This window comes from Rhodococcus sp. AZ1 (assembly GCF_054979605.1).
Genome location: NZ_JBUEQF010000008.1, coordinates 139,098 through 150,742, shown reverse-complemented (window position 1 = coordinate 150,742; position 11,645 = coordinate 139,098). Strand labels below are relative to the sequence as shown.

General features: G+C 67.7%; 11 protein-coding genes. 5 read left to right on the top strand and 6 right to left on the bottom strand.

What is annotated here, in order from left to right:
• Positions 1-30: 30 nt before the first annotated feature.
• The 4 genes from cobO to mqo are packed head-to-tail and all read right to left on the bottom strand — an operon-like array spanning position 31 to position 4,625.
• The gene (cobO, locus tag ACY48E_RS12060) at positions 31-651 is read right to left on the bottom strand and encodes a cob(I)yrinic acid a,c-diamide adenosyltransferase (RefSeq protein WP_462872419.1); all 621 of its coding nucleotides are present in this window, start codon (positions 649-651) and stop codon (positions 31-33) included.
• Positions 652-687: 36 nt separating this feature from the next.
• Entirely contained in the window at positions 688-2,694 is a 2,007-nt protein-coding gene (locus ACY48E_RS12055) for a VWA domain-containing protein (protein WP_462872417.1), read from the bottom strand.
• Positions 2,679-3,155 carry a GNAT family N-acetyltransferase gene (locus ACY48E_RS12050; protein WP_462872415.1) on the bottom strand — a complete coding sequence of 159 codons (477 nt, stop codon included), beginning with the start codon at positions 3,153-3,155 and terminating at the stop codon, positions 2,679-2,681. Before ACY48E_RS12050 ends, ACY48E_RS12055 begins: the two co-directional genes overlap by 16 nt.
• A gap of 12 nt (positions 3,156-3,167) precedes the next feature.
• A complete protein-coding gene (mqo, locus tag ACY48E_RS12045) occupies positions 3,168-4,625 on the bottom strand; it encodes a malate dehydrogenase (quinone) (RefSeq protein WP_462872477.1) in 1,458 nt (485 codons plus the stop codon).
• Between the two features lie 207 nt (positions 4,626-4,832).
• On the opposite strand from mqo, the gene ACY48E_RS12040 reads away from it, so the two are divergent.
• Positions 4,833-5,891 (top strand): alpha/beta hydrolase, encoded by a 1,059-nt coding sequence (locus tag ACY48E_RS12040; RefSeq protein ID WP_462872414.1) that lies wholly within the window; start codon positions 4,833-4,835, stop codon positions 5,889-5,891.
• Positions 5,888-7,297, top strand: a complete 1,410-nt coding sequence (gene mtr, locus ACY48E_RS12035; protein WP_462872412.1) for a mycothione reductase — start codon at positions 5,888-5,890, stop codon at positions 7,295-7,297. The genes ACY48E_RS12040 and mtr overlap by 4 nt, the downstream gene beginning before the upstream one ends.
• Position 7,298: 1 nt before the next feature.
• Here the strand turns inward: mtr and ACY48E_RS12030 are convergent, their stop codons facing one another.
• A complete protein-coding gene (locus ACY48E_RS12030) occupies positions 7,299-7,859 on the bottom strand; it encodes an alpha/beta fold hydrolase (protein ID WP_462872411.1) in 561 nt (186 codons plus the stop codon).
• 184 nt (positions 7,860-8,043) lie between these two features.
• Here ACY48E_RS12030 and ACY48E_RS12025 point away from each other — a divergent pair, with 184 nt between their 5' ends.
• From ACY48E_RS12025 to ACY48E_RS12015, 3 genes are read left to right on the top strand one after another with little or no spacing between them, the layout of a single operon-like run.
• Positions 8,044-8,361, top strand: a complete 318-nt coding sequence (locus tag ACY48E_RS12025) for a GntR family transcriptional regulator (RefSeq protein WP_462872476.1) — start codon at positions 8,044-8,046, stop codon at positions 8,359-8,361.
• Positions 8,358-9,296 (top strand): ABC transporter ATP-binding protein, encoded by a 939-nt coding sequence (locus ACY48E_RS12020; RefSeq protein ID WP_462872409.1) that lies wholly within the window; start codon positions 8,358-8,360, stop codon positions 9,294-9,296. The genes ACY48E_RS12025 and ACY48E_RS12020 overlap by 4 nt, the downstream gene beginning before the upstream one ends.
• Positions 9,293-10,087 (top strand): ABC transporter permease, encoded by a 795-nt coding sequence (locus ACY48E_RS12015; RefSeq protein ID WP_462872408.1) that lies wholly within the window; start codon positions 9,293-9,295, stop codon positions 10,085-10,087. The genes ACY48E_RS12020 and ACY48E_RS12015 overlap by 4 nt, the downstream gene beginning before the upstream one ends.
• A gap of 31 nt (positions 10,088-10,118) precedes the next feature.
• On the opposite strand, the gene ACY48E_RS12010 is transcribed toward ACY48E_RS12015, so the two are convergent.
• On the bottom strand, positions 10,119-11,633 hold the full coding sequence (locus tag ACY48E_RS12010) for a cobyric acid synthase (protein WP_462872407.1): 1,515 nt from the start codon (positions 11,631-11,633) through the stop codon (positions 10,119-10,121).
• Positions 11,634-11,645: the final 12 nt, after the last annotated feature.

Here is an 11,645-nt window from a genome sequence, read left to right as displayed (position 1 = left end):
CCAGACTCGCTCGCCGCTACCACCGGGCGTTCACCACTCGATACCCCGCTGACCCTTGCGCCCGACATCCATCGGATGGGCGATCTTGGTCATCTCGGTGACCAGATCAGCAGCCTCGACGAGCGCTGCGGGAGCGTGGCGCCCGGTGATCACCACGTGTTGCCCACCAGGGCGGGCCGCAAGCGTGGCGACCACCTCGTCGACGTCGATCCACCCCCAGTGCAGCGGGTAGGTGAACTCGTCGAGAACGTAGAAGCGGTGCCGCTCGCTCTCGAGTCGCCGAGCGATCTCGCGCCACCCCTCCACGGCATCGGCAGCGTGGTCGGACTCGTCACCGTGTTTGCGCGACCACGACCAGCCCGAGCCCATCTTGTGCCACTCCACCGCGCCACCGACACCTTCGGCGTCATGGAGCTCGCCGAGCCGTCGGAACACCGCTTCCTCGCCGACCTTCCATTTCGCACTCTTGACGAACTGGAACACACCGATGTCGAAACCCTGGTTCCACGCACGCAGCGCCATCCCGAACGCGGCAGTGGACTTTCCCTTGCCCTCACCGGTGTGCACCGCCAACACCGGCTGATTGCGTCGCGCGCGTGTGGTCAGGCCATCGTCGGGGATACTCCCCTGCAGCGGAACACCCTGTGGCACCGACGTTCTCCGTTCTCGGACGGTCGACTCTGGCGGTCAGGCCGCGGCGCGGACGATGCCTGCGACACGATGGGACGACAGCTCCGGAAGACTGATGTGCTCAGCCCCGAGAACGAGCGCGATCTCGCGGGCCAACCCCAGGCGGACCATACCGGCCTCGCAGTCCACCACCACACAGGCCACCGACTCGGCTGCCAGGCGGGCCGCGGCCGTCCTCGCGCGCCCCACGGGATCAGGGCCACCGTTCGCCCGTCCATCGGTGAGCAGGACCACCAGGGGGCGCCGCCGTCCGTCACGAGCGCGTTCGCGCAGAACCAACTCCCGGGTACGCAACAGACCCGCCGCCAGCGGGGTTCGCCCTCCGGTGCGCAGATCGCGCAGCCGCGCGACGGCGATGTCGACGGACGAGGTGGGCGGCAGAACGACCTCGGCTGTCGATCCGCGCATGGTGATGACGGCAACCTTGTCCCGGCGCTGATACGCATCGCGCAGCAACGACACGATCGCCCCCGTCACGGCCGACAGCCGATCGCGCGCAGCCATGGATCCCGAGGTGTCGACCACGAACACGACGAGGTTGCCCTCGCGCCCTTCACGGACAGTTCCCCGCAGATCCGCACCGATGATGCGGACCCCGGACCCTGCGCGTTCTACGCCTGTCCGCTCCCCGCCGGTCCGCTCCACGCCGGTCCGCTCCACGCCGGTCCGCTCCCCGCCGGTCCGCTCCATGGCCGCAAGGACCGACCCCACCAGGTGCACCGCGGATCCGGTGTAGGAGGTGGGGCGGACCGACCGCCCCGCGGCGGTGCGCGAGCGGGACCGGCGACCCGGTGCCCCCTCCCCGACACCGGGAACCTCCAGCAGCCGCGTCGCGAAGCGTGGCGTGGGTGCCCCGATGGAGGAGTCGCCCGCAGCTCCGCTCCCCACCGGCGTCCGCTCGGGTGCGGACGGCGCGGGTGGGTTCTGGGCAGATGCAGACTGCTCCGGGGCGCCGTCGTCGGGACCGGAACCGTGACCGCCGGGAGGTGGATCGGGATCGAGGTCCGGCTCGGCCTCGGCGGCGGCCTCGCGCATCTTCTCGTCCATCTCGGACTCGTCGACACCAGGTGCATCGAACGGGTCGCGTCGACGCCGGTGCGGCAGGGCCAGTTCGGCGGCGACCCGCACGTCCTGCTCGGCCACCGAGGTGGCACCCCGCCACGCAGCGTGGGCAACCGCCGTGCGGGCGACGACGAGGTCGGCGCGCATCCCGTCGACGTCGAACGCCGCGCACAGCGCCGCGATCCGGCGCAGTTCGGTGTCCGGGAGTTCGGTGGCGGACACGCGAGCGCGGGCCGCGGCGATGGCGTCGGCGACAGCGGCGTCCGCCGCGGCGTACGTCGCGGCGAATGCATGCGGGTCGTGCTCGTAGGCAAGACGCCGACGAATCACCTCCACACGTGTGTCCACCTCGCGCGAGGCTGCGACGTCCACCGCCAATCCGAAGCGGTCCAGCAGCTGCGGGCGCAGTTCACCCTCCTCCGGATTCATGGTGCCCACCAACACGAATCGGGAGGGATAGGAGTGCGAGATCGCGTCGCGCTCGACGTGCACGCGCCCCATCGCGGCGGCGTCGAGAAGCAGGTCGACGAGGTGATCGTGCAGCAGGTTCACCTCGTCGACGTAGAGGATCCCGTTGTGTGCGGCGGCGAGCAATCCGGGCGAGAACGCATGTTCGCCGTCGCGAAGGATGCGCTGGACATCGACGGAACCGACCACGCGATCCTCGGTGGCGCCGACCGGAAGTTCCACCAGTCGGGCCGGGCGGGGCTCGGTGTCGGTGCCCGGCGGCACGGGTATCGGAGGAAGAAGTGCCGCGAGTGCGCGCACCACGGTCGACTTCGCGGTGCCCTTCTCGCCGCGCACCAACACCCCACCGATCGCGGGGTGAACGGCGCACAGGGTCAGCGCCAGACGCAGCCGGTCCTGGCCGACTATCGCGGAGAACGGGTAGCCGGGCGGCGCCGGGTCCTCACTCCACGCGGTGGTCAGCTCGCCTGCCACTGGCTGCCGCCACCGCGGCGCATGGGCGTGTGCGGAATTCCGTCCTCGAGAACCTCGTCGCCGTCCTTGGAGAAGCCGTGCTTGGCGTACATGTCCACGAGGTAGCTCTGAGCGTTGATGCGGCACGGCGCCGAGCCGGTCTCGGCGAGGGCAGCGCGCAGGAGCCGGGTGGTGTGTCCCTGACCTCGCGCGGAGCGCTGGGTGCACAGGCGCCCTATCCGGAAGGACTTCTCGCCGTTGTCGTGCTCCTCGAGCAGTCGCAGGGTGCACACCACTTCGCCGTCACGCTCGAGCCAGAAGTGGCGGGTGTCCGACAGCAGGTCCTTACCGTCGAGCTCCGGATAGGCGCATGCCTGTTCGACGACGAACACCTCGACCCGCAGCTTGAGGAGCTCGTAGAGCATCTTGTTCGACAGATCCAGAGCCCAGGATCTCTTGAGGCTTGCCGTCGCGGTGGTCATGGGGTGTTGCTATCACACACCGGCGGTGCGTGCGAGTTGCCGACCGCGACCCAGACGCAGGGTCGCCGTTGTGCGCGACCAGATCTCACTGAACAGGCCGGGGTTCTCCGCGAGCTTGAGCCCGAGTGAGGGGACCATGTCGCGGATCTTCGGTTCCCACGAGACGTACTGCTCGGGGAAGCATTTGCGCATCACGTCGAGCATCGCGGGCACGGCGGTCGACGCTCCGGGCGAGGCACCGAGCAGCCCCGCCATGGTGCCGTCGGCCGCGCTGATGACGGCGGTTCCGAACTCGAGCACCCCACCGGCGCCCTGCGGGCGGATCACCTGAACACGCTGGCCCGCCGTGACGAACTCGAAGTCCTCCGCCTTGGCCGTCGGCATGAACTCCTGCAGCGTGCGCACGCGAGCGGCCGGCGACTGCGCCAACTCCCCCACGAGGTACTTGACCAGGGACAGCTCGCTGACACCGACGTTGAGCATGGGCAGGAGGTTCCCCGGCCGTACCGAAGAGATGAGGTCGGTGGCCTTGCCCTGCTTGAGGAACTTCGGGGACCATCCGGCGTAGGGCCCGAACAGCAGGCCCGGCTTGCCGCCGATCACCCGGGTGTCCAGGTGCGGAACCGACATCGGCGGGGCGCCCACGGATGCCTTGCCGTAGACCTTGGCGCGATGCTGGCCGATCAGGTCCGGGTTGGTGCACCGCAGCCATTCGCCGCTGACCGGGAATCCACCGAACCCCTTGGCCTCCTTGATGCCTGCAGCCTGCAGCAGGTGCAGCGCACCGCCGCCGGCGCCGACGAACACGAACTTGGCGTTGACCTTGCGTCGCTCGCCGGTTCGGCGGTTGAGCACGTCGACGTTCCACGAACCGTTGGACTGCTTGTCGATATCGCGCACCTCGTGGCCGAAGTGCACGGTGCCCCCGGCCGAGGCGGTGTAGTTGATCAGCTGCTTGGTCAGCGACCCGAAGTCCACGTCGGTGCCGCCCTCGGACCAGTTCAGGGCAATGGGGTCGGAGAAATCGCGCCCCTGAGCCATCAGCGGGAGGCGGCGGGCGAACTCGTCCTCGTCGTCGATGTACTCGAGGTCGGGGAACAGCGGGTTGCCGGCGAGGGCCTCGTACCGGGCCCGCAGGTACTTCACGTTGTCGGCGCCGTGCACGAAGCTCACGTGCGGAATCGGGTTGATGAACGTCGACGGCTCGGCGAGTATGTCGTGCTCGAGCGCGTACGCCCAGAACTGACGTGAGACCTGGAACTGTTCGTTGACGCTCAGGGCCTTGGTGATGTCGACCGAGCCGTCCTTGTTCTGCGGCGTGTAGTTGAGCTCGCACAGGGCCGAGTGTCCGGTACCCGCGTTGTTCCACGGGTCGCTGCTCTCCGCTGCGGCTGCGTCGAGGCGCTCGAAGACGGTGATCGACCACGTGGGCTCGACCTGACGCAGCAGCGTGGCGAGCGTCGCGCTCATGATGCCGGCACCCACGAGCACCACGTCGGTGGAGGCGGGAGCGGAGTTCTGGGGTGTCGCGTCGTGATCGGCCACTGCTGTATCGACTTCCTTCGTCCTGGGGTGCTCTGATTCTCGTGGTGCCTGACGATCTGGTGGTGCCTGACACGGTGGTGTGTCCAATTGTGCCCTTCGCGACCGGCCGCGTACTCCCATTAGGCTGTGAGCGTGACTACATGGGCACCCGACGTACTCGGCGACGGCTACGAGAGCACGACGATACCGCTCGGAGATGACCCCGATGGACCCGGTGAGGTGCTCGCCACCCTGGTCAGACACACACCGAACACGCGACCGACGCCCATTCGCGGGGTGGTGCTCTATGTCCACGGGTTCACCGACTACTTCTTCCAGACGCACGTCGCCGACTGGTTCGCTGCCCGCGGTTACCGCTTCTACGCTCTCGACCTGCGCAAATGTGGCCGCTCACTCAGGGATGGGCAGCTTCCGCACTACACCACCGACCTCGCGGTGTACGACGAAGAACTCGAACTGGCGCTCGAGATCATCGCCGACGACGCCGTACCCGCCGATCAGGCGGACCCCGACGGTGTCGACGAGCGGGTGATCCTGATGGCTCATTCCACCGGCGGGCTGATCGTTCCGCTGTGGCTCGATCGCCGGCGTGTGGACGGCCGCGTCGACAGCGATGTCCGCGGCGTGATTCTCAACAGCCCGTGGTTCGACCTGCAAGGTCCCGCCATCGTGCGCGGACCGGGAACCACCGCCATCTCGATGGTCGGCGCCATCTCCCCCACCACTGTGGTCCCGGGAACGGGCATCGACACCTACGGCTCGAGCATCAGCGCGACCGCGTACGGCAGGTGGGAGTACAACACCGACTGGAAGCCGGTGACGGGCTTCCCCATTCGGTTCGGTTGGCTGCGCGCGGTGCGCGACGCACATGCGGTTCTGCACCGCGGACTCGACATCGGGGTCCCCTCACTGGTGCTGCGTTCTCGCAGATCGAAGTTCGCATCGCAGTACACCCCCGCGGTCGACACGGCCGACGCGGTTCTCGACGTCGCGCAGATCGCCCGCTGGTCGGGGTGTCTGGGCGACCGCACCACCATCGTTCCCGTCGACGGTGCCCGTCACGACGTTTTCCTCTCCGAGGACGAGCCCCTCGCCAGGGCCTTCGAGGAGTTGGGCACCTGGATGACCTGGCTCGAATCCACCACCGCCGCATCTCGTGGGCGCAATCCCGAAGGATCCACCCGGTCATGAGCACCAGCGCGACAGAGCATTTCGATATCGCCGTGATCGGAACGGGTTCGGGCAACACGATCATCGACGCCTCGTTCGCGGACAAGAAGGTGGCGATCCTCGAGAAGTCCACCTTCGGCGGAACCTGCATCAACGTCGGGTGCATCCCGACGAAGATGTTCGTCTACGCCTCCGAGGTGGCCGAGGTGATCACGGACTCGGCGCGCTACGGCGTCGACTCCCATATCGACGGCGTCCGGTGGCGCGACATCGTCGACCGTGTATTCGGGCGCATCGATCCCATCGCCGAGAATGGACTTCGCTACCGGCGCAGCGGATCCCCCAACGTCACGCTGTTCACCGGCGCCGCCCGCTTCGTGGGTCCGCGCACCCTCGACACCGGCACCGGGGTGCAGATCACCGCCGATCAGATCGTGGTGGCCACGGGGTCGCGGCCGACCATCCCGGCGACGATCGCCGACAGCGGGGTCCCGTTCCACACCAACGAGGACGTGATGCGGCTGCCGGAATTGCCGGAACACCTGATCGTGCTCGGATCAGGTTTCATTGCAAGCGAATTCGCGCACGTGTTCTCCGCCCTGGGCGTGCGGGTGACGGTTCTGCTGCGTGGAAGCCGGTTCCTCAGGCACCTCGACGACGAGGTTTCGGCCCGCTTCACCGAACTCGCCACATCCAAGTGGGACGTACGCACGGAAATCGGTGTCACCGCAGCCGAGGCCACCGACGGCGGCGGGGTCCGCCTCACCCTCACCGACGGATCGCAGCTGTCCGGCGATGCGTTGCTGGTCGCCACCGGGCGCATCCCCAACTCGGACGAACTCGACTGCGCCGCAGCGGGAATCGAGGTGGGCGAGGACGGCCGGATCGTGGTCGACGAGTTCGGTCGCACCACCGCGAACGGGGTGTTCGCGCTCGGCGACGTCAGCTCGCCGTACATGCTCAAGCACGTCGCGAACGCCGAGGCACGGGTGATCAAGCACAACCTGCTCCGTGACAGCTGGTCGGCCGACGCGGACACCTCCGCCCTGCGGGCCAACGACCACCGCTACGTTCCGGCAGGGGTGTTCAGCTCACCGCAGATCGCATCGGTGGGGTTGACCGAGGCGCAGGCGCGGGCGACCGGGGCGGATGTGACGGTCAAGGTGCAGAACTACTCCGACGTCGCGTACGGGTGGGCCATGGAGGACACCGAGGGCTTCTGCAAGGTGATCGCCGACCGTGCCACCGGCCTCCTCCTGGGCGCGCACGTGATCGGCGCGCAGGCCACCACGGTGATCCAGCCCCTGATCCAGGCGATGAGCTTCGGTCAGAGGGCATCGGAGATCGCGCACGGCCAGTACTGGATCCATCCGGGTCTACCCGAGGTTGTCGAGAACGCGCTGCTGGGGCTCGATTTCGCGCTCTGAGTCACCAGGCGCTGGTGCGCATCACGATCTCGGTGGCAACCGCGGACGCCGAATCGGTCGGTGCGCTACCGCTCTCGCCGGGCGAGAACTCGGCCACGCGTACGTCGCCGTAGACGTACCGGGTGCTCGCCCGCACTGCGTCGGCGATGCCCGGATCTGACGCAACCAGGGTGGTGCGCACCTCCACGGGCGGGCACACCGCAGCTGGCGACTGCGGCGCTGCGGACGGATGCGCAGCATCGATCGCGACGAGGCTGACCACACGCCCGGGCGCCCGCGCGGCGAGCGTGTAGCCGAGCGGCCCACCCGAGCGATGGCACACGACGTTGGCCCAGCCGATCGACACGGCATCGAGCACGGCGATCACCTCCGCCGTCGAATCGATCTCGGCGCCGAGCACCACGGTCCGCAGATCCGAGGTGTGCAGGCGCTCGGCGATCGCGTCCCACACCGCGACATCGTCTGCCGCATCGGGGATTACGAGAACCGCATCGCCTCCCTCGGGCCCGCCCACGCGAATGTCGTGGGAACCGCTCTCGGTCTCGACCGTGCGCGTCTGCATGACCTCGAAGACTACGCGAATCGGCGGGTTCCGCCGAGACCGCCCATCGCGGGCGCCGTCGAGGCTTGCGGTGGCGGCGAACACCTTCTATGGTTCACTACATCACTAACTAACCCCTTAACTAGGGAACCTGAACGAGGTATTCGTGGACGACGACAGGCCGATCTTCGTGCAGATCGCCGACATGCTCGAAGAGCAGATTCTCGACGGCACCCTGCCCGAGGAGGCACGCGTGCCATCGACGAACGAACTCGCGGCCTTCCACCGCATCAACCCCGCAACCGCCGGCAAAGGTCTGAACAAGCTTGTCGACGACGGAATCGTCTACAAGAGGCGCGGAATCGGGATGTTCGTGGCCACGGGATCTCGCGAGGAGCTACTGGATCGACGACGCAAGCGATTCGCCGAGCAATTCGTCGCCCCACTCATCACCGAGGCTCGCAACCTCGGCATTTCGATCGACGACATCGAGAAGATGATTCGAACCCAGGAGGAACGATGACCGTGCACCACACGCCCGCCACACTCGACAGCGCCACACCTGCCGACGCCGTCGTGGCTTCGATGACCGGGGTGAGCAAGAGCTTCGGACGAACCCGGGTTCTCGACGACGTCACGTTCTCGATCACCGAGAACCGAATCCACGGGCTCCTCGGCCGCAATGGCGTCGGAAAGACCACCACGATGGGACTGCTGACCGGCCAGAGCCGTGCCACTTCCGGAACGGTCGAGGTGTTCGGAGAGGATCCCTGGGAGAATCGACGGGCCCTCGCGGGCACATGCTTCATCAGGGAAAGTCAGAGATACCCGGAAGATTATCGAGTACGGCACGCACTCGCGGCCGCATCCCACCTTCTCCCGGGCTGGGACGGTGACTACGCCGAAGGGCTGATGGACGACTTCCGGCTTCCGCCGGCACGCAAGGTCAAGAAGCTCTCCCGAGGAATGACCTCGGCTCTCGGAATCGTGATCGGGCTCGCATCGCGGGCACCGCTCACCTTCTTCGACGAACCGTATCTGGGCCTCGACGCAGCTGCGCGGGCACTGTTCTACGACCACCTCCTGGCTGACTTCGCCGAGTCACCGCGCACCATCGTTCTCTCGACGCACCTCATCGACGAGGTGAGCAGCATGCTCGACCGCGTGGTCGTTCTCGACCACGGCACGGTGGTGCTCGAGCGGGACGCCGAGGAACTGCGAGGAACTGCCACCGAGATCAGTGGTCGCGCAGAGGCGGTTGCCGAGTTCGTCGGCGACAGGCCGGTTCTCCGAACGTCCACCCTGGGGAATCTGCGGAGAGTGACCATCGCCTGCACCCTCGACGACTCCGAACGCGAGCGTGCCCGCACCGCGGGCCTCGTTCTCGACGCCGTGAGCCTGCAAGACCTCGTCGTCGCCCTGACCGCCACCGGAACCCGAGAGGACACACCAGCATGAACGCCGCGACACTGCACCCGACCCACCGGACACCGCAGACCGCCACACCCCGTCCGACCACACCGAGTCCGACCACACCGAGCCCGACCACACCGACACTGCCGCGACTGGCCGCGGTCCTGCGGACTCATGTGGCGTCCTGGCCGATCGCCGCGACACCCATCGCGGTTCTGACCCTCGCGTGGGCGATCAACGTCGCAATCTTCGCATTCGTGCCGTACATCCCCGACAGTCAGAACACCACCGGCGCACTGGCAGCGCTGCCCATCGCCGGCATGATCTTCTACGTCCAGGCGATGACCTCGACGTTCCCGTTCACGCTCGGACTCGGTGTGACGCGCCGCGAGTTCTACAGCGCCACCACACTGTTGGCGATCATCCAGGCCGTCGTCTTCGGAGTCGCGCTCGAAGGGCTGTCGCTGCTCGAGTCGGCCACCAACGGCTTCGGAGTGCGAATGAGGATGTTCGGCATCCTCGAGCCCCTCACCGACAATCGCGTGCTCACGGTCGGCGCCCTGGCCGTGAGCCTGCTGATCGTGTACGCCGCAGGCATGCTCGCCGGCACCATCGTCCTGCGGTGGGGACGGATCGGCATTCTCATGGCGGGCATCGTGGTCACCGCCATCGCCGGGACCGTAGCCGTGCTCATCACCTGGCAACAATGGGGAACCGCGATCATCGATTTCCTCGTCGACGCCCCCCGCTCGGTGACGATGATCGTGCTGCCACTTGCCGTCTGCTCCGTGATCAGCGGAATCGGATGGACGATCCTGCGCCGCATCACCCTGTGACGCCGAATGCTCGCGCGCGCAGATTGGCCGCTCAGCTCCCCAGACGGCTGTGGATCACCGGGTGCTCCCGCGGACGCCGCGCCGTGTCGAGCATGCCGTCGAGGTCGAGGTGAGTGTCGACCAGGTCCGCGAGCAGGTCCAATTGCGCGGTGCGCACCGCCGCCACGTCGGTCTCCTCGGCCGCGACGAAACCGACCCGTCCGGCGCGGCGGGCGACGCGGGTGAGGAACTCACGACGAAAGTCGTCGGACTCGAGCAGACCGTGCCAATGAGTACCGAACACCGCGCCACGCACGCTGCCCTCGGCAGCACCGCCGTCCGCCTCGATCAACCCGTCGTCGCCCGACCGCGCCACTCGACCGTGGTGAATCTCGTAGCCGCGCACCGGGTGTCCCCACGCAATACCGGACGAGTGAGCCAACGTCTTGACCGGATCGAACTCGACGTCGAGATCGAGCAGACCCAGCCCTTCCACCGTGCCGCGACCGGACTCGACGGCGTCAGTGATGCGCCGCCCGAGCATCTGGTACCCGCCGCAGATGCCCAGGATCGGCCGGCCCCGAGCGGCGCGCTCCACCAGAGCGTCCCCGATCCCATTGCGTCGCAACCACATCAGGTCGCTCACGGTGGCCTTGGAGCCCGGGACCACCACCAGGTCCGCATCCACCAGCCGCGAGGGCTCGCTCGACCACACCACCGACACGCCGGGCTCACAGGCGAGAGCCTCGACGTCCGTGGAGTTCGACACGCGCGGCAACCGCACCGCGGCCACCCGCAACCACTGATCCCCGAGCGGAGGGGCCTGGCGACCCACGGGTGCATCGGAGACGGTCGAGAGCGAGTCCTCCGCATCGAGCCACAGGTCGGGCGAGAACGGGATCACACCGTACGTGGGTCGACCGGTGAGCTCGCGAACCATCTCCAGACCCGGCTCGAGCAGAGCGGGATCACCGCGAAACTTGTTGACCACGAAGCCCGCCACCAGTCGCTGGTCGGCCGGCTCGAGTACCGCGACGGTGCCGAAGAAGTGAGCCAGCACTCCCCCGCGGTCGATGTCGCCGACCACCACCACGGGAAGATCCGCCGCCCGTGCGAGCCCCATGTTCGCGAGATCGGTTGCCCGCAGATTGATCTCGGCGGGTGAGCCGGCACCTTCACAGATCACCACATCGAACTCCGCCCGTAGCGCCGCGAGATCCTCCGCCACCACCGCACGCAACTGCTCACGGTGGGTGACGTAGTCCAGCGCGCCCACGTCGGTGACCGCACGCCCGCGAACCACCAGCTGCGAGCGTCGATCACTGCCGGGCTTGAGCAACACCGGATTGAAGCGGACGCTCGGATCGAGCCCGCACGCCTGCGCCTGCATGGCCTGAGCACGGCCGATCTCGCCGCCGTCGAGGGTGACCACCGAATTGTTGGACATGTTCTGCGCCTTGAACGGCGCCACCGACACCCCGCGTCGGGCGAGCGAACGGCAGATGCCCGCAACCACCACGCTCTTGCCGGCGTCGGAGGTGGTTCCGGCGACCAGGATCGCGGTCACGAGGAGTCGGCC

What these genes read in the sequence shown, in the direction of transcription:
- ACY48E_RS12050 (WP_462872415.1), bottom strand. Translation starts at nt 3,155, where the DNA reads ATGACCACCGCGACGGCAAGCCTCAAGAGATCCTGGGCTCTGGATCTG.
- mqo (WP_462872477.1), bottom strand. Translation starts at nt 4,625, where the DNA reads ATGAGCGCGACGCTCGCCACGCTGCTGCGTCAGGTCGAGCCCACGTGG.
- mtr (WP_462872412.1), top strand. Translation starts at nt 5,888, where the DNA reads ATGAGCACCAGCGCGACAGAGCATTTCGATATCGCCGTGATCGGAACG.
- ACY48E_RS12030 (WP_462872411.1), bottom strand. Translation starts at nt 7,859, where the DNA reads ATGCAGACGCGCACGGTCGAGACCGAGAGCGGTTCCCACGACATTCGC.
- ACY48E_RS12025 (WP_462872476.1), top strand. Translation starts at nt 8,044, where the DNA reads ATGCTCGAAGAGCAGATTCTCGACGGCACCCTGCCCGAGGAGGCACGC.
- ACY48E_RS12020 (WP_462872409.1), top strand. Translation starts at nt 8,358, where the DNA reads ATGACCGTGCACCACACGCCCGCCACACTCGACAGCGCCACACCTGCC.
- ACY48E_RS12015 (WP_462872408.1), top strand. Translation starts at nt 9,293, where the DNA reads ATGAACGCCGCGACACTGCACCCGACCCACCGGACACCGCAGACCGCC.